Below are 26,981 nucleotides of genomic sequence, written 5' to 3'. Positions count from 1 at the left end.
GGACATGATTGCCAAAATGCCTTTGCGGACCGAGAGATGTCCGACCTGCGCCCTGCCCGTATCGGGGCTGAGCCGGCTTGACGATGCAGGTTCGGAAGCGATCCCGTTCCGGCGCAAACAGGTGCGGCACAAAAGGCTGGTCTCTGGGCACACAGTTTTCCCTTCCACCTGATATTTCAAGGCGACACACTCTTGATGGACCTCATTGCTCAATCCACCTTCGGCGAAGTTTCCATTCTTCTTGTCATGGCGGCCGTGATCGGCTTTTTCGGTCTGCTTCTGAGACAGCCGCTCATCGTCAGTTTCATCGCGGTCGGTCTGATCGCCGGTCCTTCCGTGCTGGATGTGGTCCAGTCGAGCGAACAGATCCATCTGCTTTCCGAACTGGGGATTGCGGTGTTGTTGTTTCTGGTCGGCATCAAACTTGATGTGAAACTCATCCGCTCTTTGGGGGCGGTGTCGCTTTTGACCGGTCTCGGGCAGGTCGCGTTTACATCGGTTTTCGGCTATCTGATCTGTCTTCTGCTGGGGCTTGGCCATGTCACCAGCCTCTATATCGCGGTGGCGCTCACCTTTTCCTCGACCATCATCATCGTGAAGCTGCTCTCGGACAAGCGCGAGATCGACTCACTGCACGGGCAAATCGCCTTGGGCTTTCTGATTGTGCAGGATCTGGTCGTGGTGCTGGCGATGATTGTGCTCTCCGCCATCGGCATCGGCAGCGAGGCGAGCGGTCATGGCGGCGGGTCGGTGCTGGCGGTGCTCTCCTCCGGCATCGCTCTGGTGGCGCTGGTGGTCCTGTTTGTGCGCTATGTCGCCAACCCGCTGACCGAACAACTGGCCCGCGCGCCGGAGCTTCTGGTGATCTTCGCCATCGCACAGGCCGCCATCTTTGCCGCGATCAGCGATTTCACGGGGCTGGGCAAGGAAGTCGGCGGTCTGCTGGCGGGGATCTCGCTGGCCTCCACCCCCTACCGCGAAACCATCGCCGCGCGGCTCGCCCCGTTGCGGGATTTCCTGCTGTTGTTCTTCTTCATCGCGCTCGGCTCCACGCTGGACCTGTCGCTTCTGGGCGCGCATGTGTTGGGCGCCATCCTGCTGTCGCTCTTCGTGCTGATCGGCAACCCGCTGATCGTGCTCGCCATCATGGGCGCGATGGGCTACCGCAAACGCACAGGCTTTCTCGCCGGTCTCACCGTGGCGCAAATCAGCGAGTTCTCCCTGATCTTCGTCGCCATGGGCGTCTCCTTGGGCCATGTGCAGGAGGACGCCTTAGGACTGGTCACGCTCGTCGGCCTCGTCACCATCGCCATGTCGACCTATATGATCACCTATTCCCACAAGCTCTACGCCGCCTGCGAACCGCTGATCGGGATATTCGAGCGCAAGGGCACCCCGCGCGAACCCAGCGAGACCGGCACCCACAGCCAGCACAGCTATGCCATCATCATCTTCGGCCTCGGACGGTTCGGCACCGCCATCGGTCTGCGCCTGAAAAAACACGGGATCGCGGTGCTGGGCGTCGATTTCAACCCCTATGCCGTGCGCCGCTGGCGTGATCTCGGGATGGACGCGGAATTCGGAGACGCCACCGACCCCGAATTCATCGCAGAACTGCCGATGCAACGGGCCGGATGGGTGGTCTCCACCATCCCGATCCACCCCAGAGGGCTAAGCTACGAAGACAGCCGCCGCACCCTGTTGCAACTGGTGCGCGCCGCCGGTTTCCAAGGCCGCATCGCCACCACTTCACACGCCACGCAAGACACCCAAGACCTGCTGCAAGCCGGTGCCGATACCGTCTTTGAACCGTTTCAGGACGCCGCCGACCGCGCCGTGGACCTGCTGCGTGGCGGCGAAAAGGAATCCCGCACGGATATTCCCGTGATCGAGACCGAGGACAAATCCGCCCCCTGATATGACCCGCACGCCGCGTCTCTCCCCCAGAGGCCCGGCTGCCCAAGACAATCACCAAAGACATTGGCAAAGAATAGTGGCAAGTGATAAGTTGAACGATCACTCAAATATTATTTGATCAATCACTCAAGAACCCATATCCTCTCTTCATCACCCCGTTTGCATGAAGAGACAGACCATGAGCCGCCCGACCCAGTATCAACGTGACACCGCCCTTGAAGCCGCCATGCAGGTCTTCTGGCAAAAAGGCTATCACGCCACCTCGCTCAAAGATCTCGAAGCCGCGCTGGAAATGAAACCGGGCAGCATCTATGCGGCATTTTCCAACAAGGAAAATCTCTACCTGCTCTCGCTCGACCGCTATTTCGACCGTTCGCTGACCCGCTTTCAGGCGCTCATGGACGACGCCCCCTCCGCACTTGCGGGGCTGGCCGATCACCTGCGCGGCTTTGCGAAAATGCCGCCACAGGATCACGCCCGTCAGGTCTGCATGTTGACCAAGACGCTGGTGGACACCACCAACACCGACCCGGAGATCGCGGCACGGACCAAGGCCTATCTGGAACGCATCCGCGAGGCATTCACCGCCGCGTTCGAACGCGCCAAGGCCGAGGGCGAACTGCCCCCCGATGCCGACTGCGCACGGCTTGCGCGCCGGTTTCAGGCCTCGATCTCCGCGATCCGTTTCGAGCTGCATCTGGGCACCGATCCCGAAGACATCACCGCACTTGCCGAGGATTTCGCCCGCGAGATCGAAGCCCTGCGCCAAGACACATAAAGACAAGATAAGGACATCAGATATGGCCGAATATATTCCCCCGAAAGTCTGGACATGGGACGCCGAGAGCGGCGGTGACTGGGCCAAGATCAACCGCCCCATCGCAGGCGCCACCCATGACAAGGACCTGCCCGTGGGCACCCACCCGATCCAGCTCTATTCTCTGGGCACGCCCAACGGCCAGAAGGTCACGATCATGCTGGAGGAGCTTCTCGCCCTTGGCAAATCCAGTGCCGAATATGACGCCCACCTGATCCGCATTGGCGAGGGCGACCAGTTCTCCTCCGGTTTCGTGGACGTGAACCCGAATTCGAAAATTCCCGCCATGTTCGACCGCGACACGGGGATTCGCGTTTTCGAGAGCGGCTCGATCCTGTTGTATCTGGCGGAGAAATTCGGCGCGTTTCTGCCCGAAGACCTCGCGCATCGCACCGAAGTGATGAACTGGGCGTTCTGGCTGCAAGGGTCCGCGCCCTATCTTGGCGGCGGCTTCGGCCATTTCTACGCCTATGCGCCGGAGAAATTCGAATATCCGATCAACCGATTCACGATGGAAGTGAAACGCCAGATGGATGTGCTGGACCGCGAACTGGCCGAGCACCGCTATCTGGGCGGCAATGATTACACCATCGCGGATATGCTCACATGGCCGTGGTATGGCAATCTCGTGCTGGGCAATGCCTATAACGCGGGCGAGTTTCTCGATGTGGAAAGCTACACCCATCTGCGCCGCTGGGCCGAAGACATCCTTGCACGTCCCGCCGTCCAGCGTGGTCGCATCGTCAACCGGACCTTTGGCCCCTTGAACGAACAACTGCACGAACGCCACGACGCCTCCGACTTCGATCTGAAAACCCAAGACAAGCTTGCCCCCGAAGGCAAGACATAATCTCTCACGCACAGGACAAACCATGTTGAAATTCTATTACCACCCGACGCCGAACCCGCTGAAAATCGCGCTCTATCTGGCGGAAACCGGCCTGCCCTACGAGCTGGTGCCGGTGGACACCGCCAAAGGCGAGCAGCACACGCCGGAGTTCCGCGCGATCAACCCGAACGGCAAAGTGCCCGCGATCGAGGATGACGGGGTGCGTATTTTCGACAGCACCGCGATCCTGCTTTATCTGGCCGACAAGACCGGCCAACTCGGCGTTGCCCCCGAGCTGCGTGGCGAATTGCTCTCGTGGCTGATGTTCATTGGCACTGGCCTTGGCCCCTTCTCCGGCCAATGCGTGCATTTCCACCACATGGCCCCCGAAGACCTGCCCTATGCCAAGAACCGCTACATGCGCGAAACCGAGCGGCATTATCAGGTGCTCAACGACCATCTGAAAGGCCGCGACTTTATTGTGGGCGACAGTTATTCCATCGCGGATATTTCCGCATGGGGCTGGGCCATCCGTGCGCCGCGCGTTCTGGGCGGCGAAGGGCTGGCCCGTTTCCCCGAGGTCGCACGCTGGTTCGATGCCATCAACGCGCGCCCTGCCGTGGAGAAAGCCTACAAGATCGCGGAGGGCGAGACCTTCAAGACCCCCGGCGACGAACCGTCGATGCGCGCGCTCTATCCCAGCAACTTTGTGGACTGCTGAGCCGTTTCACGAGAGGCCCTGTCCGTCATGCGGGTCATCCGTGGCGTGGGGTTTATGATCTGAGGGCGTGCTGTCATGGCGCGCCCTGTTATGTGTTCACACGCCGCGCCGTGCGGGTGTTCAAAGGCGGGTCTTCGGACGCGAATTTCACCCTTCTTTATTCTCGGCCCTCTGACACAGAGCGCTCCCGCATCCCCCAAAATGCCCGACACTTGTCCGACGCAAGGCCGACACAAGGCAGACCCTTCGTCGCCGCCTTGCAACAAGCATCGGGAGTCCCATGAAAAAACTGTCTTCACAGATGTGAAATCGCGGGATTTTTCACATGCACACCGCGCTGAATCTGCTATTCAGATTCTATGGATATTGTTCTCATTACCGCTATTATCTCTGCGCTTTTTCTCGTCATCGGTCTTGCCGAACCCCTCGCCGTGCGTTTGCGTCTGCCCTTCAGTGTGATCCTCGCGGCCTTGGGGATTATGATCGGCATGGGGGCGATTTTCTTTCTGCGCACGGACCTCACAGACGCGCTAAACCCTGTTGCAGAAGCGATTTTAGCCCTGCCGATCCGTTCCAACGTCTTTCTCTACGTCTTCCTGCCGACCCTGCTGTTTCAGGCCACGCTGGGGATGAACCTGCGCCGGATGATCGACGACTGGGTGCCCATTTTGATGCTTGCCATCGTCGCGGTGGTCGTGGCCACCTTGAGCGTCGGCTATGCGCTGTCGATGGTCAGTTCACTGCCACTGGCGGCCTGCCTGCTGATCGGTGCGATTGTCTCCACCACGGACCCTTCGGCGGTGGTCTCGATTTTCCGCTCCGTCTCCGCCCCGCGCCGCCTCGCCCGCATCATCGAAGGCGAAAGCCTCCTCAACGACGCCGCCGCCATCGCCCTGTTCGGTCTTTTCATGGGCTTTGTGACACTGGGACAGCCCGACCCCAAACTCTCAGACGCCCTTGCCCAGTTCCCCGTCCTGATCGTCGGAGGCGCACTGACCGGCTGGTTTCTGGCACGGGTTGCGGTCTGGCTCATGGCGATCTTTGCCAATCACGAATTGGCGCAGCTCTCGATCTCCGTCGCCCTGCCCTATCTTGTCTATATCGGTGCGGAACAAAGCGTCGGGGCCTCCGGTGTGATTGCCGTGGTCGCGGCAGGGCTGACCCTCAACCTGACCGCCCCCGGACGCCTGCCGCCACAGTCATGGGCCAACCTGCGCGAACTCTGGAATGTTCTGGCGCATTGGGCGGGTGCGTTGATCTTTATCCTTGCCGCTCTATTGATCCCGCGTCTGCTCGAAGAAGTGCGGCTCTCGGACATCACCCTTATCGGCGTGGTGGTGCTTGCCGCCGTCGTCGCCCGTGCCCTGATCCTCTATGGTCTGCTGCCGCTGCTGTCATTCCTGAAACTCTCCCCCGTGGTCGAACGCCCCTACCGCGTGGCCATGCTCTGGGGCGGGCTGCGTGGCGCTGTGACGCTGGCGCTTGCGCTGGCCGTGACCGAAAGCCTGCGTGTCCCCGACGACATCCAACGCCTCGTCGGCATCCTTGCCACCGGCTTCACCCTCTTCACGCTGGTCGTGCAAGGGACCACCCTGCGCTGGGTCATCAAGAAACTCGGACTGGACCAGCTCTCACCGATTGACGAGGCGCTCTCCCGTCAGGTTGTCGCGGTCTCGCTTCAGACCGTGCGGGAAAAAGTGTCCGAGATCACAAGCAATTACGACCTGAGCCAAGACATTGTGCGCGCAGAAGCCAAACGGTTTGGCGGGCGTCTTGAAGAGGCCATCCAGTCCACCGAAGACGGGGCCGACATTCTGGACAAAGACCGCGTCACGCTCGGCCTGATCGCGCTGGCCGGTCACGAGCGCGACACGATTTTGCTACGCCTGCGCGAAAAAACGATCTCGGCGCGCATGGCCGAACAACTGCTCACCGATGCAGATCAACTGATCGAAAACGCCCGCATCGGAGGCCGCAACGGCTATCAACGAGCCGCCAAACGCAGCATTGCTTACGGCCCCGGATTTCGCGTCGCGGACTTTCTGCACAATCGTTTGCAGATTTCGGGCCCGCTCGCACGCATGACCGCAGATCGTTTCGAACTGCTCCTCTCCCAAAGACTGGTTCTACGCGACATGGACCGGTTTATCAGCGGACGGATCCGCAGGATTCACGGGCGGCGCATTGCCGAGTTGCTACGCGAAATGCTGGCACGGCGGGTGGAGACAATGGAAACCGCTTTTGAGGGGCTGCGCCTGCAATACCCCGGTTACGCCGAAAAACTGGAGCGCCGCTTTATCCGCCGCACCACGTTACGTCTTGAAGAGCAGGAATATACCGCCATGCGTGAAGACGGCATGATCGGGGCCGAGGTCTTTACCAAGCTGATGCAGGACCTTGCCGAGAAACGCGCAAAAGACGAGGCACGCCCCACGCTCGACATCGCCTTGCAGCGGATCGAACTGGTACGGCAATTCCCGCTCTTTTCAGAAATGGATGACGCCGAAATCAAAACCCTCGCCCGCGCCTTCCAGACCCGTTACGCCAAGGCCGGCGAAATCATCCTGCGCAAGAACAGCACGGATAAAAGCGTCTATTTCATCGCCTCCGGTGCGGTCGAACTTCAAAGAGCGGCGCAGACATGGCGGCTCGGACGCGGGGATATGTTCGGACTTATGGCCATGACACGCAACAAAGCCCGCCGCGCCGATGTCCGCACCATCGCTCCCAGCACGCTTTTGCGGCTCAACGAACAAAAATTCCGGCGCCTTCTGGAACGCAGCACGGCCTTGCAACTGGCACTCAAAGAAAGCGCCGAAAAGCGCGGGATTGATATAAACGAGTTGCTTCACCCCGAGGTCTGAAACCCATCAGGCCAACGACAGTCTGTGCATGTGGAAGGACTGCTATGTTCGTCGATCATTTCTCAACACTAGGAAAACCGCGAATTTGTATCAATTCCAACGCAAATAAAGCCATTTCGTGCCGAGAAGGCAAAATTCCAGATGGTGTAACATAGGAGAAGTGAAGTGGTGCACCTTAGAGGATTCGAACCTCTGGCCTCTGCCTTCGGAGGGCAGCGCTCTATCCAGCTGAGCTAAAGGTGCACTGACCGATGTCTCGGTGGCCCCGTCTATAGGCGATGCTGAAGAGGCGCGCAATCTGTTTTCCGCGCCTCTGTGACGGTTTCGCACTTACCCGAAAAACTCGCGGCAAAGCTCCAGCGCCTCGACCAGACGATCCACCTCTTCGGTGGTGTTATACATGGCGAATGACGCGCGGCAGGTGGCGGTGACACCGAGATGCTCCATCAGGGGCATGGCGCAATGGCTGCCTGCGCGAACAGCAACGCCTTTTTTGTCCAGAACGGTGGAAATGTCATGAGGATGCGCCCCTTCCATCGTAAAGGAGAAGATCGCGCCCTTGTCCGCTGTCGTGCCCTGCACGGTGAGCCAGTTAAGATTTTGCAACCGCTCTGCCGCATAGCGGGCCAGCATGGCCTCATGGGCGGCGATGTTCTCCATGCCAATATTCATGAGGTAATCCAGAGCCACGCCCATGCCGATGGTCTGGACAATCCCCGGTGTGCCCGCTTCGAATTTCAGCGGGGCTTTGGCATAGGTCACGGCATCTTTCGTCACCGTATCGATCATGTCGCCGCCGCCGAGGAAGGGGCGCATCTCCGCCTGACGTTCGGCACGGATATAGATCGCGCCAGAGCCGGAAGGGCCGTAGAGCTTGTGACCCGTGATCGGATAGAAGTCGCAACCGATGTCCTGCACATCGACCGGACCGTGGACAGAGGCCTGCGAGCCATCCACCAATGTGGCAATCCCGCGCTCCCGCGCCGCGTGACAGATGGTTTTCACATCCACCCGCGTGCCGGTCACATTGGACATATGGGTGATGGCCACGAGTTTGGTTTTCGGTCCCATAGCGTCGATCACATCCTGCGGATCAAGCGATCCGTCAGGCGCACAATCGACCCATTTGAGGACAACGCCCTGCCGTTCGCGCAGGAAGTTCCACGGCACGATATTGGCGTGATGTTCGAGGACAGAAAGCACAATCTCGTCGCCTGCCTGAAGCCTCGGCGCGGCCCATGCGTAAGAGACCATGTTTATCCCTTCAGTGGTGCCGGAATTGAAAACAATCTCGTCCTCATGCCCTGCGTTCAAAAACCGCGCCACCTTGGCACGCACGCTTTCATACTTGTCGGTCGCAAGATTAGAGAGGTAGTGCAAGCCCCTGTGAACATTTGCATATTCATCGGAATAGGCCTTGGTGATCGCATCAATCACCACCTGCGGCTTTTGCGCGGAGGCGCCGTTGTCGAGATAGGTCAGTGGCTGGCCGTTGACCTCGCGGGACAGGATCGGAAAGTCAGCGCGGATGGCGTTCACGTCAAACATGTCAAATGTCTTTCTCAGGTTTCTTTCCGGGCGATTTCGGCAAGCAGAACGCCCCAGAAGTAGATCAATGCAGCCAGCGCCAGAACGCCCACCAGCGTGGTGGCGGCACCGGGGCCGACGAATCCTGCGGTCAGCCCCCACAAGAGCCACAGCGGCGCGGCGCAGAGCAGCCCCCAGAACAACGCCATGCGGGTCTCGAACCCTGTTGCCGGACGTTTGAGCGCACGCAGGACAAAGCCGATCCCCCCCGCAAGGGTGTAAAACACCAGAGGCATGATGAAGAGCCAGCTCAACAGCGTGGCCCCCATAAGCATCTGCACCTCCTGACCGGTCTCGAACGCCAGACGCGAGAGACGCGGCCATTGCGCGACGAAGATCAGCCCGCAGGCCAGCATGAGAGTGACAAGAGCGCTGCCCTCGTTCTCCCCCGCTGCCAGCCTGTGGCGAAGCACCGCGCGCGGGGCGCGGTAGCTTTTTGCAATGTCGATAACGACGCCCATCAGCCCGTCATGTCCGGCGGCGGCGTTTTAGCCAACCTTCAAGACGGCTCAGGATGTCTTCAGCAATGGTCTCGTCCTCGATTTCCTCGATGGCTTCAGCAAGGAAGGCCAGCGTCAGAAGGTCTGTCGCATCGCCTGTCGGCACACCGCGCGAGCGCAGGTAGAACAGCGCCTCCTCGTCGATCGCCCCCACGGTGGAGCCATGCGAACAGGCCACATCGTCGGCGTAGATCTCCAACTCCGGCTTGGCAAGGAACTGGCTGTCCTCATCGAGCAGAAGCCCTTGGCTGATCTGATAGCCATCGGTTTTCTGCGCACCGGCTTTCACAAGGATTTTGCCTTGGAAAATACCTTTTGCCCCGTTGCGCAGCACCTTTTTGAAGACCTGACGGCTTTCACAGCGCTCGGCGTCATGGGTGATGAACACCGTGTCGTCATGGTGGAAATCACCGTCCCCCATCGCCGCACCAGCCACATGGGCCATCGAGTCGTCGCCCTGAATGTCGATGACCACCTCGTTGCGGGTCAGCACGCCATTGGCGGTCATGGTGAAGCTCTTGAAGAGAGACTCCCGACCGATGGTGGCGAAGACATGGGTGACAGCGCGGCGTTCATGGTCGCGGCCCTGCGCACGGATGTGGTGGAAGCCCGCCTTGTCGGCCACTTCGACTTCCATCACCTTGTTGAACCGCGCCGCCGCCGGACCGTTTTCAAGCACGGTCAGATCGGCGCCTTCTTCCACGCGGATCACATGGTGCAAAATCGCATCCGAGGTTTCGCTCTTGTGCAGATAGACCAGAGACACAGGTTTCGCGACCTTGCCCGTGGCGCGGATCACCACGCCATCGGTGGCAAACGCGGTGTTGAGCGTCGCCAGCGGACGTTCGACCGGATCTTGCGCCTTTTTCTCCTGCACGCCGTAAGCATCTTTCACCCAATGGATGTCACTCGACAGCGCATCGGTGAGGCGCATGATCTCAAGCCCCTCGCCTTCAAGCGCGTCAGAGGCCTCGGCATCAAAAACACCATCCACGAAGACCAGCTTGATCCGGTCAAGACCGGAGAACACCGGTGCTTCTGTCGGCGTGAAAACTTCCGCCGGTGTCGGCACGTCGGAGATGAGCGTGTCGGGACGGGTCCAGCGCCAGTATTCGTCGCGCGCCTGCGGCAGGCCCATAGCCAGAAGACGGCTCAAGGCATCCTGACGAAGCGCATCGGCCCAAGGAGCCCCAGCGGGCAGGCTCATGCCCTCCACACGGGCGCTGGTGGCGTCCAGTTTGCGTTGTTTCAATTCGGCACGTTTCATCAGGCGCCCTCCACCTCGGCCAGAAGATCGGCATATCCGTTATGCTCGACCTCAAGCGCCAACTCGGGTCCACCCGTCTTGATGATCCGGCCATTGGACATGATATGCACCACATCCGGTTTGATGTGATCCAGAAGACGCTGGTAGTGGGTGATCACGATGAAAGAGCGTTTGCCATCGCGCAGCGCGTTCACACCGTCAGAGACAAGTTTCATCGCATCCACATCGAGACCGGAGTCGGTTTCGTCGAGGATGCAGAGCTTCGGCTCCAGCATCGCCATTTGCAAGATCTCGTTACGCTTCTTCTCACCGCCCGAGAAGCCCACGTTCACCGGACGTTTGAGCATATCGGAATCGATCTTGAGGGACTTGGCTTTGGCGCGGATTTCCTTGAGAAATTCCGTGGAAGACATTTCCTCTTCGCCGCGCGCCTTGCGTTGTGCGTTCACAGCGGTGCGCAGGAAGGTCATGTTGCCCACGCCGGGGATTTCGACCGGATATTGGAAAGCAAGGAACAGACCCGCAGCGGCGCGTTCTTCCGGCTCCATCTCCAGCAGGTTTTCCCCGTCGAGCAGAACCTCGCCCTCGGTCACTTCATAGCCGTCGCGGCCCGACATGACATAGGAGGTCGTCGATTTGCCCGAGCCGTTCGGCCCCATGATGGCATGGACTTCACCCGGCCCGACCTTGAGATCGACGCCTTTGAGGATTTGCTTGTCCTCTTCTTCAAGTTTGACGTGGAGGTTTTTGATTTCCAACATATTATTGTCCTTTCACGGAAAAGGGCCCGCACGGGGATATACCCCCGGCAGGCGCTTGTGCGTTTGTAGATTTGAAAGCGAAGGCGCTTTGATGCGCCGTATCAGATCGGATCAAAGCGGTTTCCGAAAACCCCGTTTCACAGGGGATCGCGAAAGGCTTTAGATGCCCGAAAAATTCAGAAAGACCAGAAGTCCAGCGCCCAAGGCGACGAGTTTGAGCAGGCCGGATTTGAGCCCCGCCAGCAAAAGGGATCGTGCGCGCGGCATGTCGTCTTGCGCCACGGCCCCGTGGCTGACACCGGAGATCCGCTTGCCCTTCGGCGTGTTCACATCCTGAAGCCCCGTGTAGACGGTCGCAAAGGTGTTCGCCCCTCCCGCCTCGATCCGCTTGATCCTGTCGGCAAATTGCGCGTGCTGGTGATGCATCTTGTCCCTGCCTTTCCATCCCCTTGTCGTCAAAGGCAGATTGGTCGGCAAATTGGGAAAGATCATGGCACGGCATGGGCATTCTTGCGCCCAAACCCGCTGACCTTACGTCAGGCGAACGGTGCGCCGCAGACGCGCCGTTCAGATGTGATAGCTGTGCCCGCGAAAATAGAGCGTCTTCGGTTCCGTGGTCGCGGTGACATGTTCGACCCATTGCGCCGAGAACAGACGCGAGAAGGTCTCCGGCATCGCATGGACCATATTGTGCATGGTCATGATGGCGAGCAAAATTCCGGCAAGCTGTGTGCCCATCCGCTTGACGGCGGACAGTGACACGATCTCGCGCAGGAGAAAGGCAATCGAAATGGCAAAGACCACGTCGATCACAAAGTCCATATCCCCTGTGGCCTGAAGCTCCGCGCCGGAAATCTGATAGCGCAAGACCCGTGCGATCATCGCCGCAAGCCCGCCCATAGCGAAGGCCATCACATAGGAGACGACCCGTGTGATCTTCAGATGCGGTTCCTCGTAGCGCCCACGATGCACGCCCTCTGCACGATGGCGTTCGAGGATCTCGGCGAGCCTCTGGTTGCGTGCGTGTGTGCGTGTCTGCGCAGGTCCGACCACGTCGATCCCTTTGCGCGACCTCCGTGAGGCGCGATGCATACGGCTTACAAAATCCTGGCTCTGATCCATGCCAATACCCGTTAAAACACTTTGTAAGCATTCCTTTTACCAAGGAAACATGGCAAAAATCGGGCAGGTTCTGCGTGGAGGGGGCGGTGAACATCATCATGCTTTCCCCTGAAACGCTTTGAGCAGGGTGTAGAGCTTGTCCGCAGGAAATGAGGTGATCGGTTCCAGATCGAACTGCGCCATCCGGCCGTGGAAAGCGGTCGGAGTCGCAAATTCCGTCATCAACCCGTATTTGTCCTCACGGCCCACAAAATCGTCGACCAGAACCCGCGTAGGGCGTGTGATCGACGTCATCGTGGCGACGAAACAGCCCGTGCGGAACCGCCCGTCAATCAACACCAGATCAGGGGATTTGAGGTCTTCACGCTGCCAAACGCCAAAGCAATAATCGGGATAGCGGAACCATTTGCCATTGCCCTTGGGCCATGACCACTCCCCTGTCTCGCCAATATCCGCATGGATCAGACGCAGATCAGCCTTGGGCGGATGGCTGTCGAAATGCGCCTGCATGGCCTTGTGCCACGCCTTGTCGCCTTCAACGGAATACAGCGTCTTGCCCGCCTGCCCCGCCCCGTAAGCGGTGGAGCCGCCGGAGCCATATTCCACGATCACATCCGCCGCATCATATTGCGCGCACAGAAATGCCCTGACCTCCGCGGGGAAGGTCAGTTCGGGCCCCTGAGAGCCAAAAGCGATATGTGCGTCTTGCAGGGTCATGTCAGCCGGAATAGCTTACGAGTTTGATCAGTGCGGACAGCACCAACGCCGCGACAGAGGCGAGAAAGGACGTCGCCGCGACAGAGTTCATGATCAACCCTTCCCGCTTGCCCGCCTTCACACGCATCAGAAGGCCGATGAACACGCCGATAAAGACACCAAGGCCGATACCGGCGGAACTGGCGATGAACATGGGGAAGAGATCGAAACGCATCGGCTTACTCCACCGTCACAGCGGTGCCGGAGGCTGACACCATAAGCATCTGGCCGATCACCTCGTAATCCAGATCAATCCCCACGACCGCATTCGCACCCATCGCCCGTGCCTTGTCCTGCATCTCGCTGAGCGCGGTCTCCCGTCCTTCGGCGAGTTTCGACTCATAGGCGTTGGAGCGCCCGCCGATGATGTCGGTCACCTGCGCAAAGAGATCGCGCACGATATTGGCGCCCATGATGGCCTCGCCGGTAACGATGCCATGATAGGTGGTTATTTTATGCCCTTCGACCGAAGGCGTCGTGGTGGTGATCATCGTTTGATCTCCTTTGCCTTTCCAAGGACCGGCCATCAGCCGACCGACCCTTCCAGAGAGATCGCCACAAGTTGCTGCGCTTCCATGGCAAATTCCATCGGCAGGGCTTGCAGCACCTCCTTGGCAAAGCCGTTGACGATCAGCGCCACAGCCTCTTCCTCGTCCATGCCACGCTGGCGGCAGTAGAACATTTGCTCGTCATCCACTTTCGAGGTGGTGGCCTCATGTTCCACACGCGAGGAATTGTTCTTCACCTCGATGTAAGGCACCGTATGCGCCCCGCATTTGTCGCCGATCAGCAAACTGTCACATTGCGTATAGTTGCGCGAGTTTTTCGCCTTCGGGTGCATAGAGACCTGACCCCGATAGGTGTTCTGCGCCACGCCGGCGGAGATGCCTTTGGAGACAATCCGCGAACGGGTATTCTTGCCCAGATGGATCATCTTCGTGCCGGTGTCGGCCTGCTGGTGGTTGTTGGTGATGGCGATGGAATAGAACTCGCCCTGACTGTCATCCCCGCGCAGAATGCAGGAGGGGTATTTCCACGTCACCGAGGAGCCGGTTTCCACCTGCGTCCACATCACTTTGGAGCGGTCACCGCGACAATCGGCGCGTTTGGTGACAAAGTTGTAGATGCCGCCCTTGCCCTCTTCGTCGCCGGGGAACCAGTTTTGCACCGTGGAATATTTCACCTCGGCGTCTTCCTCGATCACGATCTCGACGACTGCAGCGTGAAGCTGGGCCACGTCGCGTTGCGGCGCGGTACAGCCTTCGAGGTAGGAGACATAAGAGCCCTTGTCCGCGATGATCAGCGTGCGCTCGAACTGGCCTGTGTTCTCCGCATTGATACGGAAATAGGTGGACAATTCCATCGGGCAACGCGTGTTTGGCGGGATGTAGACGAACGATCCGTCGGAAAACACCGCCGAGTTGAGCGTCGCATAATAGTTGTCAGAGACCGGCACCACGGAAGCCAGGTATTTCTTCACAAGCTCGGGATGCTCTTTGATCGCTTCCGAGATCGAACAGAAAATGACGCCGGCTTTTTCCAGCTCTTTCTTGAAGGTCGTACCGACAGAGACGGAGTCGAACACCGCATCAACCGCCACCTTGCGCTCGGAATTGTCCCCGTCCGCAGGCACCTCGCCCGCGCCTTCGACACCGGCAAGGATCATTTGCTCTTTCAGCGAAATGCCGAGCTTTTCATAGGTAGCCAGAAGCTTCGGATCCACCTCGTCCAGAGACTTGGGCTTTTCTTCCATGCTCTTCGGACGCGCATAGTAATACTGGTCCTGAAAATCGATCTCGGGATAATCGATCATCGCCCAGTCCGGCTCTTCCATCGTGACCCAGCGGCGATAGGCCTCCAGACGCCATTCCAGCATCCATTCCGGCTCTTCGTTCTTAGCAGAGATCAAGCGCACGATATCTTCGGACAGGCCCTTGGGCGCGTAGTCCATTTCGATTTCCGTGTCCCAGCCGTATTTATACTTGCCAGCCAGTGCCTGAACGGCGGCGACGGTTTCTTCCTCGACGCCTTCCTTGACCTGATCTTTCAACTGTACGTCATCCACCATGGGATCACTCCTTACCGTAGTCTTGGAGGCTCGCGCCCCTCATGTGCGTTGCGGGGCCCGTTTGGCCCTCATCTTATGCTGCGCGTTTCTTCCACCGCGCATGTGCGGACAGCCAAGCCGTGGCGAACCGCTCCAATTCTTCTTTCGTCACCTCGGGGCCGATCGACACCCGAAGCGCACTTGCCGCCTCGTCTTCGGCATATCCCATCGCGGTCAACACTTTCGACGCCCTGACCTTGCCCGAGGAACAGGCCGAGCCCGCAGAGACCGCGACCCCCGCAAGGTCCATCTGCATCACCTGCGTCTCACCCTTCCAACCGGGCGTGATCAGGCTCATCGTATTGGGCAAACGTTTTCCACCCTTCCCCACAAAGATGGAGTCTTCGATCTCGTTGGCAATCAGGGATTCGAGATAATCGCGTTTTTGTGCAACCTCGTCCCAAAGCCCGTCCGCCAGACGTTTCGCCGCCATCTCGGCGGCCGCGCCGAACCCCGCGATGCAGATCAGGTTCTCGGTGCCGCTTCTGCGCCCCATCTCCTGACCGCCACCCTTGATACCGGCCTCGACATCCAGCCCCTGCTTGAGTACCAGAGCACCCACGCCCTTCGGCCCACCAAGCTTGTGCGCCGACACGAGCGCCATATCGCAGCCCAACCAGTTGAACGCCAGCGGGATTTTCCCGAATCCTTGCGTCGCATCACAGACCGCCAGCCCTTCGGGCAGATCTTGCAAAATTCCGGTCTCCGAATTGGCCAGCTGAAGCGCGCTGTTTTGCGGCTCCGTAACAGTCACCTGCCCAGCACGATCCACAGGCAAATCGGCATCACACCATGACGACACGGCCTCATGCTCGATCTGCGCACAGTGCAACCCGCGCCCCGGCAGCGCCAAAGCCGCCGCCTCGGTTGCGCCGGAGGTAAAGACAATATCCGCCCCCTGCGCCCCGAAAGCCTCGGCCACCTGCGCCCGTGCGCGTTCCATCAACCCTTTCGCCGCACGGCCTTCGCCATGCACCGAAGACGGGTTCCCGACAACATCCATCGCCGCAATCATCGCCTCTCGCGCAGCCTGACACAGCGGCGCGGTGGCGTTCCAATCGAGATATATGCGGGAGGTGTTCACGGGATGTCCTTTGCTGTTCAAATGCTCAACAAGAGCGGATCACTCGTCATCCACAACGGCAAAAATATTCGGCACCGCCGGACAGGGCCGTAGTTCGTTCTTCACCACATCCGACAGGCGGGTCTGATGCAGGAACACATAGACATGCGCGGAAAGGCCTTCCCACAGGCGGTTGGTCATGCTCTGCGCCCGCGAACCAGAAATCCCGCCGGATGCCCCCGCGCCCGTGTGCATGGCTGACACCGTCTCATCCACAGCCTCCATGATGTCGGAAACCCGAATCTCGGAGGCCGGTTTGGCAAGTTTGTAACCGCCCCCCGGTCCCCGCACGGACGACACCAGTTCGGCGCGACGCAATTTGACGAAAAGCTGTTCGAGATAGGGCAGCGAAATATCCTGCCGCTTGGCAATATCTGCCAAAGACAACAGGCTTCCTTCCTTTTGCAGCGCCAGATCAGCCAGCGCCACCATGGCATAACGCCCTTTAGTAGACAGTTTCATCTGCGTTCTCCTTTGCGGCATCCGGCAAACTACCGGCCAAACCACGCGCTTTTCGACACTTCGCCCCTGCCCTTACAGTGCTTTGCGTGATTCCGTCACCTGAACACAGAAAAACAAACGCAAAAACATTGACGTGCGCACGCGGGAGCCTTACCTCCATACCACACGCGTCGGCCTTGAGTTCGGTCAATTTAGAATGCTTCTAAATTAGGCGAGGGAATTCGTCAACTATAAAGGCCACCCGCGATCATATGAATGCAGGACTCTTTTCACAGGGTTTTGCCAGACAAAGACCGCCGCGACCTATAGCCCTACAGGGTCGCTGCGACATGAGGAGACAGGGACGACTATGCCCGAAGTGATTTTTCCCGGCCCCGAGGGTCGGCTCGAAGGCCGCTACCACCCGCAGCCGAAAAAAGACGCCCCCATCGCCATTATTCTTCATCCTCACCCGCAATTCGGCGGCACGATGAACAACCGCGTGGTCTATAACCTGCACTACGCCTTCCACAACATGGGCTTCACCGTGCTGCGGTTCAACTTCCGTGGCGTGGGCCGCTCTCAGGGCGAATACGACCAAGGCGTCGGCGAATTGTCGGATGCAGCCTCCGCGCTGGACTACCTCCAGTCGCTGAACCCGAATGCGAAACATTGCTGGGTTGCAGGCTTCTCCTTTGGCGCATGGATCGGCATGCAACTGCTGATGCGTCGTCCGGAGATCACCGGCTTCATCTCGGTCGCACCGCCGGCCAATATGTATGACTTTTCCTTCCTCGCCCCCTGCCCGTCTTCGGGTCTGATCATCAACGGCACCGCCGACCGCGTCGCGCCGCCGAAGGACACCCATACGCTTGTGAACAAACTGCACGAGCAAAAGGGGATCACCATCACCCATCAGGAAATCGAAGGTGCCGGACACTTCTTCGAAGACCCGCATATGGAAGAGATGATCGGCTCGGTCGACCAATATGTCCGCCGCCGCCTGACCGAAACGACACGATAAACCAGGGAGCCGCAGCCTCATGGGGATCATGGAAGACCTCGCCGACGATCTGGCGAAAGAAACCATCGCAGCGCTGGACATCGTCGGCAGCGAGGAATTGATTCAGGACGTGGCCCGCGTGATCGGGGCCTCTTCCGTCACCACGCAAGAAGCCTTCCTCACCGCCGCCCGCGTGCGCCTTTCCGAGGCGCGCGCAAGAGAATACCTGCGAAAACGCATTGCCGAAGCCAAAGCCGGACAGGCAGCCTCCGCCCCGCCCCCCGGCTCCGAAGATGACATAGAATACTGAGCCCATGCCAAAAGATACCGCCTCCCCCCGCCTTGACGCCCAATATGCCTTCCTGATGGAGGCGGACCGGCTCAAGACGGTGGAGCGCGCCAATCAGCTCATGGATCGCTCGCGGTTCGAAAACTCCGCCGAACATAGCTGGCACGCCTGTCTTCTGGCTTTTCTGATGGCCCCTATGGCCTCTGATGGCACCAATCTCGACCGCGCCATCGAAATGCTCATGCTCCATGACATCGTCGAAGTGGACGCGGGGGACCACCCGATCCATATCCTCTACGACACCGAAGACATCGCCGCACGCGAAGCCGCCGCCGCAGAGCGCATCTACGGCCTTCTGCCCGAAGACCTCGCCACACGGTTCCGCAGCACATGGGCCGAATTCGAGGCGATGGAAACAGAGACCGCACGCTTTGCCAAAGCGGTCGACTACCTCGCCCCCGCCCTGCAAAGCATCGGCGCGCCCGTGCAGCTTGAAGAAGAACGCGAGATCGTTGCAGGCAACCTGCGACGCGGCCGCGCGGTGAAGACCAAAGACATCCTGCCGGAGCTGTTCGACTTTACCAAGGCCGCTTTCGCAGGCGAAATGCCGCAAGGCGATCTGGCCAGACGATTTGCCTTCTGGTGCGAGGCGGACCGGCTCAAATCGGTCTACCGTGCCACCCCGATCGCGGATGGCTCGCGCAAGGAAAACACCGGAGAGCACAGCTGGCACATCATGCTCTACGCCCTGACACTGGCCGACCACGCTGGCGCCGATGTCGATCTGGCACTGGCGATCAAAATGCTCCTGCTGCATGACATTGTCGAAGTAGACGCAGGCGACACGCCCATTCACGGCGCCGTCACACCCGAAGCCATGAAAGCGCAGGAAGACGCCGAACAACGCGCGGCAGACCGGCTCTTCGGACTTCTACCCGATTCTCAAGCGCGAAGCTTCCGTGCGATCTGGGACGAATTCGAAGCCGCCCAAACCCCGACCGCCATCTATGCCAAATCCATCGACCGCTGCCAGCCTGTGCTGCACAACCTCGCCGATGATGGCGGCTCATGGCGCACCTATGATGTCAAGCTGCACCAACTCGACAGCCGGATCGGCGTCAAGATCGCACGCGGCTGTCCGGCCCTCTGGCCTTATATCCGCGCCAAATGCGAACCGTGGTTCACCATGCGCGGCGCTCTTTAAGTGTTTCAACAGCCAAGGAAACCCCGCGTTTCCCGCCAGTGGTCGCGGCGTCTCCTTTGCTGCCATAAATACTCAAAATCCGTAAATGCCCGCGAATTTTTCTTCGAGATAGTCGAGAAGCGGCGCTTCTGAGGGTTCAAAGCCACAGGCATGCACAATCGTGTCACGCGGCTCTCTGAGCCCGCCGAATTGTTGCAGGTTGTTCTTGAGCCAACCCGTCGCGGCCGATGTATCGCCCTTGGCCAGTTGCGCATCCAGATCGGAAACCTCGGCACGCAGCGCCTTGTGCAGGCATCCAGCATAGACGTTGCCCAAGGAATAGGTCGGGAAATAGCCGAAAAGCCCCACGGGCCAGTGCACATCCTGAAGACAACCGTTGGAGACCTTGTCCACCTTGACGCCGAAATCCGCTTCGAACCGGCTGTCCCATGCTTCGGGCAGATCGTCGATGTCCAAAGACCCGCTGATGATCTGGCGCTCCAGATCGAAGCGCAACAGCACATGCAGATTATACTGCACCTCGTCGCTCTCGGTGCGGATATAGCCCGGTGTCAGACGGTTGACCGCAGCGTAGAAATCCTCAGCACTGTTCACACCGATCTCGCCGAAGGTCTCGCGCATCTGGCCGTAGAGATATTCGGTAAAAGCCCGCGAACGGCCAAGCTGGTTCTCGTAAATCCGCGACTGGCTCTCATGCACGCCCATGGAGACGCCCTCGCCCAGAGGTGTTAACAGGTAGTCGCGGGAGATGTTCTGCTCGTAGCACGCATGCCCCGTCTCGTGGATCGTCGAGTAGATCGAATTGAGCGGGTCTTCAGGGTTGGTGCGGGTGGTGATCCGCACATCGAGACCCGAGCCGCTTGAGAACGGGTGCACCGCCTTGTCGATCCGGCCATAGGCGAAATCATAGCCGAAGGCGGCGGCGAGTCCTTCGGTCAGGGCCATTTGCTTGTCCTCGTCATAGGTGCCGGAGAGGCCCTTGGGCTGATCGGCTCCCATGATCTTGTCTCTCAGCGCCACAAGTCGCGGGCGCAGCGCACCGAACATGGCATCAAGCTGTGCACCTGTGGAGCCGGGTTCGTAATCCTGATGCAGCGCGTCCCAGAGGTCGTAATCCGTGCCCTCTTTCAAGGCCGCCGCTTCTTCGCGGCGCAGGCGGACGACCTCTTTGAAGGTCGGTGCGAAATGCGCGAAATCATCGCGGGCACGGGCCTCTGCCCAGATGCCTTGGGCCACTGAGGTCACCTTGGCCAGTTCGGCCGCGAGGCGCGCGGGCACTTTCGTGTTGCGCTCATAGGAGCGGCGGATATGGCGCAGTTGCGCGCGGGAGACCTCATCCATAGCCTTCACGTCGATCTGCTCCAGCCAGCCCCCGATCCGCACGTCGGTTTTGCGGGCGTGTAGCACTGTTTCCAACGCGGCGAATTCCTCCCCGCGCTGCTCGGCTGCACCGCGCGGCATCATGGTTTCCTGATCCCAGTTGAGACGCCCCATAATGGCACCAAGCGCCTCGGTCTCGCGGGTGAACTTCATCAGATCATCAAATGCAGACATTACAGGCCCTCCCGGACCGATTGGGATTTCGGAAACTGGCTCAGGAAGCGGGCGCGGGAAATGGCGACAAAGAGCGCAACCGCCCCAAGCTGGTGCGCAAGCCCCAACGCCAGAGGCGCACCGTGAAGCACGGTGACAATGCCCAGAACCACTTGGAAAAAGAGCAAGGCTCCCATCAGGTTAAAGGCGCCCGCCGTGGCCTTGTTGGCCGACTTGCGCCCCTTGAGCCATGTCACGACGCCGAACGCAAACAGCAGATAACCGGCAACGCGGTGGATGAATTGCACCAGGGCGGGGTTCTCAAAGAAGTTGCGCCACAGAGGCTCGATGTAGAACGGATCGGGCGGCAACACCTGCCCGCCCATCAGCGGCCAGTCGGTATAGCCGCGTCCGGCGTCAATCCCCGCCACCAAGGCGCCCAGCAGAATTTGCAGGAAGGCGAAATGCAGCATCCCCGTGGACATGCTGAACAGTTTTGCATCCTTGTTGCGCCGCGCTTGCAGCAGCTCCGCCTCCGAGCGGCCCAACAGGAAGACATACCATGCGATAAAGCCCAGAATGACAAAGGCCAGCCCCAGATGGGTCGCCAGACGATAGGAGGCCACGTCAAGCCGCTCTCCTACAAGCCCCGATGACACCATCCACCAGCCGATCGCGCCCTGAAGCCCGCCCAGCACGCCGATAAAAAGCAGGCGCTTGTGCCATCCGGTCGGCACTTTTCTGGCCAGCGCGAACCCTGCATAGCCCAAAGCCCAGACCAGACCGATCACGCGACCCAACTGGCGATGGCCCCATTCCCACCAGTAGATGGATTTGAATTCCGAAAGGCTCATGCCTTCGTTCTGCAAGACATATTCGGGGATCTGCTGGTATTTCTCGAATTCCGCGACCCAAGCGGCCTCATTCATCGGCGGCACCGCGCCCGTGACGGGTTTCCATTCGGTGATCGACAGACCGCTGTCCGTCAAACGTGTCAGCCCGCCCACGGCGATCATGGTCATGACCAGTGCAAAAATCACCACAAGCCAGGCACGGATGCCTTTGCGTGCGCCTTTTCTGCCCTTTTCGATCAGCCCGCCTTGGGGTGCGGGTTTGGACACCTCGTTTGTGCCCACCTCTTCGAAAATGCTGCGTTTTTGCGCCATCTGCCGCCCCTTCGTTGCCATCGCGCTGAAACCTATGCAGGCAAAGCGGCAAGGGCAAGCCGCATCGCCGCGCAAATCCGCTCTTGAAGCCGCTATTCACATAGATTTTTGCATCTGTTGAGACAGAAAGCGTCGCCCCTTTCGTATTATCCCTGAAGGCAGGCAGATCAGTCCTGTCCGAGCAGAAAGGACATATTATGAAATTTATCCCGAAAACCCTATTCGCAACGGCTCTGAGCGGCCTGCTCGTCTCCGCCCCCGTGGCCGGTTTCGCGCAAAACAAACACGCCATCCAACAACAGGCGCAGGTCGCCTTCTATGTCAAACCCGGCGTCACCCTGAATGCCCGCTCCGGCCCGGGTACGAAATTCGGCAAGATCGCCGCATTCAAACCGGGCACGAAACTGAGCGTGGTGAAGCGACAAGGCAAATGGGCACAGGTCAGGACCGACGCAGGCAAACTGTTGTGGGTCTTCGCCAGCTACCTGACCGACACGGCCCCTAAGGTGCAGAAAGTGTCTCCGGCGCAACATGTCAGCAAACCACATCGCCCGTAATCGGCAGACACACGGAAGGGCGCGGAGGAAAAACTGTGGTTCAGGTTGAACGCAACACAGGTTATCCGCGCTCTTTCCAGCGTTTCATCTGACGCATCACCCCGTGCAACATCTGCACATCGGCGCGCGTCAAGGGCATACGCGACCAGAGGTTGCGCAGGTTGAGCTTCATATTCTCGGCCTTGTGCTCGGGAAAGAAGAACCCCGCCTGATCCATCACCTCTTCGTAATGATCGCCAAGCTTTTCGACCTCGACATGACCGGCCCACTCGGTTTTGGCCATTTCCATCACCTCTGGCGGCGTGTCCGTGGTCTGCCGTCCCCATTCATAGGACATCAGCAACACCGCCTGCGCGAGGTTCAAAGAGGCAAAAAGCGGGTTCACAGGCACGGTGACAATGGCATTGGCCTCCACCACATCTTCGTTCTCAAGCCCTGCCCGCTCAGGCCCGAACATCACGCCGACCTTCTTGCCCTCGCCCACCAAGGCACGCGCGTGTTCCATCGCACGCTCCGGCGTCATCACCGGTTTGGTGATCCCGCGCATACGGGCGGTGGTGGCAAAGACAAAATCACAATCGGCCACCGCCTCGCGCACCGTGTCGAACAGCCCCGCTTCGTCCAGCAGCCGTCCGGCCCCCGACGCCATTGCCACCGCTTTCTGATTGGGCCAGCCGTCACGCGGGGCGATGATCCGCATCCGGTCGAGACCGAAATTCCACATCGCACGTGCCGCGCCGCCGATATTCTCGCCCATCTGCGGGCGCACCAGAATGATAGCAGGCGTAGGCCCCGTGGGGCGCGGATCGGTCGGAGCATTGGACATGGGGCGTTTCCTTTCAGCCTTTCAGCCGATTAAAGCGTTTCACGAACAACCCGAGCCACAGGATTCGGGAGATGCAGCACAACGTAGTGATGGAATTGGCCTTCCACAGTCAACTTGTGCCGCAAGTGAATTGCGAGAGGATTTAGCGGCATTTGTTCCTGCGAGCAAGGCTTTGCCCCGCCCGCCAAAGACGCTATAGGAGGCGAAAGCCGATTTGAGGGAACAAGAGATGTCCGAGCCGGAACAAGAACTGCCGCAAATTTACCTGCTGACCCCGAGTGCCTTTGATGTCGAGACCTTCCCGACCGTGCTGGCCTCGGTGCTGGATGCCCATGAGGTGGCCTGTGTGCGTCTCGCGCTGGCCTCCAAGGACGAATATGTTCTGGGCAAGGCGGCCGATGCCTGCCGCGAGGTCTGCCATGCCCGCGATGTGGCCATTGTCATCGAACACCATGTTGCGCTGGCCGAACGGCACGGGCTGGACGGGGTGCATCTCACCGACGGGGCACGCTCGATCCGCAAGGTGCGCAAGCTGCTCGGAGATGACGCCATTGTCGGAGCCTATTGCGGCGCGTCGAAACATGACGGCATGACCGCGGGCGAGGCTGGCGCGGATTATGTGGCCTTCGGTCCCGTGGGCGACACCGAGCTTGGCGACGGCACCAAAGCGCCGCGTGATCTGTTCGAGTGGTGGTCGCTGATGATCGAAGTGCCGGTGGTGGCCGAGGGCGCGCTCTCCGTGGAGATCGTGAAGGACCTGGCCCCTGTCACCGATTTCTTTGCCGTGGGTGAGGAAATCTGGTCCACCGATGATCCGGTCAAAGCCTTGGGCGATCTGATCGCCGCGATGGGATAAAAGCGCCGCCCTCAGGGCGGCCCTCAATGGCGGCATCGCCCCGCTTTTCGCATCTGCCGCTTACACATCCACATAAGCCGCCGGAATTTCCGGTAGCCCCGAACGCACAGCCGCCTCGCAGCGTGCCGCCATTTCCTTGCGATCTTTCACATCTTTCACCGCAATCGGATCGTGGAAAATCACTTCGACCCGCCCTTGCGGGCTGGCTTTCAACACCTGCGCCAAAGAGCCCGCAAAATCCATATCGCCCCACCAGCCGTAGAACCGGACATCCTGTCCCTCCGGCGCGATGTAGCGGGTGGTGACTGGCTGGATCCAGACCTCGTCGCGCAATTCCGGCGCGAAGAAAGCGGCAAAAAGCGTCGGTTTGAACGGCAGGACCCGCAGACTGTCCGAAGATGTGCCTTCGGGGAAGAACAACAGCTTGTGGCCGAGTTTCAGCCGCTCCTCGAACAGGCGTTTCTGTTCGGCGGCCTCTTTGCGGTCGCGATTGATGAACACGGTCCCTGTCGCCTTGGCCATCGCGCCAATTCCGGTCCAGCCTGCGACCTCCGCCTTGGAGACAAAGAACACGCGCTGCACCGCATTGAGGACGAATATATCAAGCCATGTCGAATGGTTCGCCACAACCGCACCGTGGTGCTGCATCGGCTTGCCTTTAACCGTCAGCCCCATCCCCATGAGGCGCAACGCATTGCGGGACACGAAGCGCGGGAAAAAGGAGGTCCACGGACGGCGCGGCCCGTAGAACAGACGCTCGACGACACGGGTGGCGAGCATCAGAATCATGCAAATCAGGATCATCAGCACAATCGGCAGGCCCCGTCGGATCATCCGCCATGTGCCCCAGCGCACCGGTGCGGGATCAGGCGGAGGAATCCGGCTGTCCCAAAGAGGACCGCTCATTTGGCATTCCTCACAAGACCCTTGCCGTAAAGCGCCCGCTGACGCTCCGAAATCATATCCGTATCGAGAATCAGCAACACATCCACGGTGTTGAAGGCCGTGTCCACAAAGGCCCCCTCGCCCACCGTGCCGCCCATCCGCAGATAAGCCTTGATCAGCGGCGGGATCGCCAGCATGGCGCGTTTGCGGTCGATCTGGTCTTCCGCGACCAGATTCATGCTCTGGAAATGCTCCGGCAGGGCACGGGCGCGCAATTCAACCGGTGCGAGATGGCGGTGATGCAAAAGCGACAATGCCTCGGCATGGCGCGACACATCCGCGCCGAAGAACGAAGCCGTGCCGAACAGCACGTCATAGCCCTCTTCGATCACATATTTCGCCAGCCCCGCCCACATGTGAAACAGTGCAGGCCCACCGCGATATTCTCGCGCCACACAGGAGCGGCCCAGTTCCAACAAACGCTTGCCTGACGTCTTGAGCGGCGTCAGGTCATATTCGCCTTCGGAGTAGAAATGCCCCAGCTCTGCGGCCTTCTCTCCGGTCAAAAGCCGGTAAACCCCGATGCACTGCTCCAGAGGATCGTCGGAGCGCGCCGGATCAATCAACATGAGATGCTGGTAATCCGGATCGAACCGGTCGGCCTCAAGCTGGGCCTCGTGATCCACCAAAACCCCGTCCGAGCCCAATTCCTCGACAAAAACCCGATAGCGCAGCCGCTGCGCTGCGCGCAGGTCCGCCGGGGTCTCGGCAAATTTCAACTGGAACTGCGGCGCCTCTGCGCTCATGGTGATCTCTTTTGTTCTCGGGTGCGCGGGTTTTAAGGTTTTGTTTACGTCAATGCAACACACTGCCCGCGATCTGACCGGCGGCAAGGTCGTTCCGGTTGATTGACGCGCGTGACCAATCCACCATGGGAGACATCGCCCCGCGTCCACCGTGCCTTTGCCGGCTCACTCAAACACAGGAAGGAGCGCAAGACGCCGACTGTCGATCACAACCTTTCCCGCATGCTGGAACATCACCGTGATCTTGCCATTGATGTTCGACTGCACCTGCCCGAGCCCCCAGTCGGCCTCACTCGGGTGGCGGACCATCTGGCCCGGTTCCAGCATTGCATTGAGATCATCCATCCTGCGTCTATTCCTCGATTTCCTGTCCATTGACTGTAACTGGAGACATGAATGACCCAAGACCTGACCCGAGACATCGCCGCCATGATCGGCTCTCGCATCTGTCATGACCTGATCAGCCCTGTGGGCGCGATCGCCAACGGCGTGGAACTCATGGCCATGCAGGGTGCGGGAACCGGCCCTGAACTTAGTCTTATCTCCGAAAGCGTGGAGAATGCCAATGCTCGGGTAAAATTCTTTCGCATCGCCTTTGGCATGGCCTCAAGCGGGCAGATGATGTCGAAGTCGGAAATCACCGGCATACTCAAGGGGCTCACCTCCGCGCGTCTGGGCTATGCCTGGGAGCCGGAAGACGACCTGCCGCGTGAGGAGGTCAAACTCGCCTGCCTGATGCTCATGTGCCTTGAAAGCGCCCTGCCCCGAGGTGGCCGGATCGAGGTGGGATTTGCCGACAATCACTGGCAGATCACCGCCAGCGCCGAACGGATCGACCCCGCCCCTGATCTCTGGGCGCGGCTGGGGGAGGTCACGGGGGCCGAGGGGATGAAACCCTCCGAAGTGCAATTCCTTCTGGCACCTTTGCAGGCCGACAGCCTCGGGCGCACAATCGCGCAAAGCACCTCTGACGGGACAATCACCCTCACGGCCTGAGCGCCACAGACGGCGCTGCGGCCCTTTGATACAAACGCGGGCAACCGC

At 59.7% G+C, this 26,981-nt stretch carries 29 protein-coding genes and 1 tRNA gene; 11 read left to right on the top strand and 19 right to left on the bottom strand.

What is annotated here, in order from left to right; genetic code table 11:
• The first annotated feature begins 195 nt into the window (after nucleotides 1-195).
• The 5 genes from BM152_RS03940 to BM152_RS03920 all read left to right on the top strand — a co-directional run bounded on the left by BM152_RS03940 (nucleotide 196) and on the right by BM152_RS03920 (nucleotide 7,148).
• Nucleotides 196-1,917: a cation:proton antiporter gene (locus tag BM152_RS03940; RefSeq protein WP_197418800.1), complete on the top strand. Its 1,722-nt coding sequence runs from the start codon at nucleotides 196-198 to the stop codon at nucleotides 1,915-1,917.
• Nucleotides 1,918-2,095: 178 nt separating this feature from the next.
• Entirely contained in the window at nucleotides 2,096-2,695 is a 600-nt protein-coding gene (locus BM152_RS03935) for a TetR/AcrR family transcriptional regulator (RefSeq protein ID WP_066607724.1), read from the top strand.
• A 22-nt stretch (nucleotides 2,696-2,717) separates the two neighbouring features.
• Nucleotides 2,718-3,584 carry a glutathione-dependent disulfide-bond oxidoreductase gene (gene yghU, locus BM152_RS03930; protein ID WP_066607722.1) on the top strand — a complete coding sequence of 289 codons (867 nt, stop codon included), beginning with the start codon at nucleotides 2,718-2,720 and terminating at the stop codon, nucleotides 3,582-3,584.
• Between the two features lie 22 nt (nucleotides 3,585-3,606).
• Entirely contained in the window at nucleotides 3,607-4,284 is a 678-nt protein-coding gene (locus BM152_RS03925; protein ID WP_066607719.1) for a glutathione S-transferase family protein, read from the top strand.
• Nucleotides 4,285-4,643: 359 nt separating this feature from the next.
• Complete coding sequence (locus BM152_RS03920; RefSeq protein ID WP_066607716.1) at nucleotides 4,644-7,148, top strand: cation:proton antiporter; 2,505 nt, start codon at nucleotides 4,644-4,646, stop codon at nucleotides 7,146-7,148.
• A 166-nt stretch (nucleotides 7,149-7,314) separates the two neighbouring features.
• Here the strand turns inward: BM152_RS03920 and BM152_RS03915 are convergent.
• From BM152_RS03915 to iscR, 13 genes are all read right to left on the bottom strand, one after another.
• A tRNA-Arg gene (locus BM152_RS03915) sits at nucleotides 7,315-7,391 on the bottom strand.
• Nucleotides 7,392-7,478: 87 nt separating this feature from the next.
• Nucleotides 7,479-8,696 (bottom strand): cysteine desulfurase, encoded by a 1,218-nt coding sequence (locus BM152_RS03910; RefSeq protein ID WP_066607709.1) that lies wholly within the window; start codon nucleotides 8,694-8,696, stop codon nucleotides 7,479-7,481.
• Nucleotides 8,697-8,710: 14 nt separating this feature from the next.
• On the bottom strand, nucleotides 8,711-9,196 hold the full coding sequence (locus tag BM152_RS03905; protein WP_066607702.1) for a hypothetical protein: 486 nt from the start codon (nucleotides 9,194-9,196) through the stop codon (nucleotides 8,711-8,713).
• A gap of 7 nt (nucleotides 9,197-9,203) precedes the next feature.
• Nucleotides 9,204-10,502: a Fe-S cluster assembly protein SufD gene (gene sufD / locus BM152_RS03900; RefSeq protein WP_066607699.1), complete on the bottom strand. Its 1,299-nt coding sequence runs from the start codon at nucleotides 10,500-10,502 to the stop codon at nucleotides 9,204-9,206.
• On the bottom strand, nucleotides 10,502-11,263 hold the full coding sequence (sufC, locus tag BM152_RS03895) for a Fe-S cluster assembly ATPase SufC (RefSeq protein ID WP_066607697.1): 762 nt from the start codon (nucleotides 11,261-11,263) through the stop codon (nucleotides 10,502-10,504). The genes sufD and sufC overlap by 1 nt, the downstream gene beginning before the upstream one ends.
• Nucleotides 11,264-11,422: 159 nt before the next feature.
• Nucleotides 11,423-11,689, bottom strand: coding sequence for a hypothetical protein (locus BM152_RS03890; protein ID WP_139222466.1), 267 nt, complete (start codon nucleotides 11,687-11,689; stop codon nucleotides 11,423-11,425).
• Between the two features lie 141 nt (nucleotides 11,690-11,830).
• Entirely contained in the window at nucleotides 11,831-12,385 is a 555-nt protein-coding gene (locus tag BM152_RS03885; protein WP_066607693.1) for a hypothetical protein, read from the bottom strand.
• A gap of 96 nt (nucleotides 12,386-12,481) precedes the next feature.
• The gene (locus tag BM152_RS03880) at nucleotides 12,482-13,102 is read right to left on the bottom strand and encodes a hypothetical protein (RefSeq protein WP_066607691.1); all 621 of its coding nucleotides are present in this window, start codon (nucleotides 13,100-13,102) and stop codon (nucleotides 12,482-12,484) included.
• Between the two features lies 1 nt (nucleotide 13,103).
• Nucleotides 13,104-13,316, bottom strand: coding sequence for a hypothetical protein (locus tag BM152_RS03875; protein WP_066607689.1), 213 nt, complete (start codon nucleotides 13,314-13,316; stop codon nucleotides 13,104-13,106).
• A 4-nt stretch (nucleotides 13,317-13,320) separates the two neighbouring features.
• Nucleotides 13,321-13,632 (bottom strand): heavy metal-binding domain-containing protein, encoded by a 312-nt coding sequence (locus BM152_RS03870; protein ID WP_066608144.1) that lies wholly within the window; start codon nucleotides 13,630-13,632, stop codon nucleotides 13,321-13,323.
• Nucleotides 13,633-13,667: 35 nt separating this feature from the next.
• Nucleotides 13,668-15,209, bottom strand: coding sequence for a Fe-S cluster assembly protein SufB (sufB, locus tag BM152_RS03865; RefSeq protein ID WP_066607687.1), 1,542 nt, complete (start codon nucleotides 15,207-15,209; stop codon nucleotides 13,668-13,670).
• Nucleotides 15,210-15,282: 73 nt separating this feature from the next.
• The gene (locus BM152_RS03860) at nucleotides 15,283-16,332 is read right to left on the bottom strand and encodes a cysteine desulfurase family protein (RefSeq protein WP_066607685.1); all 1,050 of its coding nucleotides are present in this window, start codon (nucleotides 16,330-16,332) and stop codon (nucleotides 15,283-15,285) included.
• A gap of 39 nt (nucleotides 16,333-16,371) precedes the next feature.
• Complete coding sequence (gene iscR, locus BM152_RS03855) at nucleotides 16,372-16,833, bottom strand: Fe-S cluster assembly transcriptional regulator IscR (RefSeq protein ID WP_066607682.1); 462 nt, start codon at nucleotides 16,831-16,833, stop codon at nucleotides 16,372-16,374.
• 349 nt (nucleotides 16,834-17,182) lie between these two features.
• Between iscR and BM152_RS03850 the strand changes: the two genes are divergently transcribed.
• From BM152_RS03850 to BM152_RS03840, 3 genes are read left to right on the top strand one after another with little or no spacing between them, the layout of a single operon-like run.
• Nucleotides 17,183-17,836, top strand: a complete 654-nt coding sequence (locus tag BM152_RS03850; RefSeq protein WP_066607679.1) for an alpha/beta hydrolase — start codon at nucleotides 17,183-17,185, stop codon at nucleotides 17,834-17,836.
• A 19-nt stretch (nucleotides 17,837-17,855) separates the two neighbouring features.
• On the top strand, nucleotides 17,856-18,125 hold the full coding sequence (locus BM152_RS03845) for a hypothetical protein (RefSeq protein ID WP_066607676.1): 270 nt from the start codon (nucleotides 17,856-17,858) through the stop codon (nucleotides 18,123-18,125).
• 4 nt (nucleotides 18,126-18,129) lie between these two features.
• Entirely contained in the window at nucleotides 18,130-19,308 is a 1,179-nt protein-coding gene (locus BM152_RS03840) for an HD domain-containing protein (protein WP_066607674.1), read from the top strand.
• 72 nt (nucleotides 19,309-19,380) lie between these two features.
• Here BM152_RS03840 and BM152_RS03835 read toward each other — a convergent pair whose 3' ends face one another.
• Together BM152_RS03835 and ctaA are read right to left on the bottom strand one after the other, a co-directional pair.
• Nucleotides 19,381-20,862: a carboxypeptidase M32 gene (locus BM152_RS03835; RefSeq protein ID WP_066607672.1), complete on the bottom strand. Its 1,482-nt coding sequence runs from the start codon at nucleotides 20,860-20,862 to the stop codon at nucleotides 19,381-19,383.
• Nucleotides 20,862-22,007, bottom strand: coding sequence for a heme A synthase (ctaA, locus tag BM152_RS03830; protein ID WP_066607670.1), 1,146 nt, complete (start codon nucleotides 22,005-22,007; stop codon nucleotides 20,862-20,864). The genes BM152_RS03835 and ctaA overlap by 1 nt, the downstream gene beginning before the upstream one ends.
• A gap of 197 nt (nucleotides 22,008-22,204) precedes the next feature.
• Here ctaA and BM152_RS03825 point away from each other — a divergent pair, with 197 nt between their 5' ends.
• Nucleotides 22,205-22,564, top strand: coding sequence for an SH3 domain-containing protein (locus BM152_RS03825; RefSeq protein ID WP_066607668.1), 360 nt, complete (start codon nucleotides 22,205-22,207; stop codon nucleotides 22,562-22,564).
• A gap of 61 nt (nucleotides 22,565-22,625) precedes the next feature.
• On the opposite strand, the gene BM152_RS03820 is transcribed toward BM152_RS03825, so the two are convergent.
• Entirely contained in the window at nucleotides 22,626-23,390 is a 765-nt protein-coding gene (locus BM152_RS03820) for an RNA methyltransferase (RefSeq protein WP_066607666.1), read from the bottom strand.
• Nucleotides 23,391-23,619: 229 nt separating this feature from the next.
• On the opposite strand from BM152_RS03820, the gene BM152_RS03815 reads away from it, so the two are divergent.
• Complete coding sequence (locus tag BM152_RS03815; RefSeq protein WP_066607664.1) at nucleotides 23,620-24,246, top strand: thiamine phosphate synthase; 627 nt, start codon at nucleotides 23,620-23,622, stop codon at nucleotides 24,244-24,246.
• Between the two features lie 60 nt (nucleotides 24,247-24,306).
• Here BM152_RS03815 and olsA read toward each other — a convergent pair whose 3' ends face one another.
• The 3 genes from olsA to BM152_RS03800 all read right to left on the bottom strand — a co-directional run bounded on the left by olsA (nucleotide 24,307) and on the right by BM152_RS03800 (nucleotide 26,282).
• Nucleotides 24,307-25,152, bottom strand: coding sequence for a lyso-ornithine lipid O-acyltransferase (olsA, locus tag BM152_RS03810; RefSeq protein ID WP_066607661.1), 846 nt, complete (start codon nucleotides 25,150-25,152; stop codon nucleotides 24,307-24,309).
• On the bottom strand, nucleotides 25,149-25,937 hold the full coding sequence (gene olsB / locus BM152_RS03805; RefSeq protein WP_066607659.1) for an L-ornithine N(alpha)-acyltransferase: 789 nt from the start codon (nucleotides 25,935-25,937) through the stop codon (nucleotides 25,149-25,151). Before olsB ends, olsA begins: the two co-directional genes overlap by 4 nt.
• A 165-nt stretch (nucleotides 25,938-26,102) precedes the next feature.
• The gene (locus BM152_RS03800; protein WP_066607656.1) at nucleotides 26,103-26,282 is read right to left on the bottom strand and encodes a DUF3553 domain-containing protein; all 180 of its coding nucleotides are present in this window, start codon (nucleotides 26,280-26,282) and stop codon (nucleotides 26,103-26,105) included.
• A 51-nt stretch (nucleotides 26,283-26,333) separates the two neighbouring features.
• Here BM152_RS03800 and BM152_RS03795 point away from each other — a divergent pair, with 51 nt between their 5' ends.
• Nucleotides 26,334-26,933, top strand: coding sequence for a histidine phosphotransferase family protein (locus BM152_RS03795; protein WP_066607649.1), 600 nt, complete (start codon nucleotides 26,334-26,336; stop codon nucleotides 26,931-26,933).
• The last annotated feature ends 48 nt before the right edge of the window (nucleotides 26,934-26,981 follow it).

The organism is Celeribacter halophilus (genome assembly GCF_900114135.1).
Lineage (GTDB): Bacteria > Pseudomonadota > Alphaproteobacteria > Rhodobacterales > Rhodobacteraceae > Celeribacter > Celeribacter halophilus.
The sequence above is the reverse complement of the archived record's forward strand: the minus strand, read 5'-3'. Positions and strand labels throughout refer to the sequence as shown.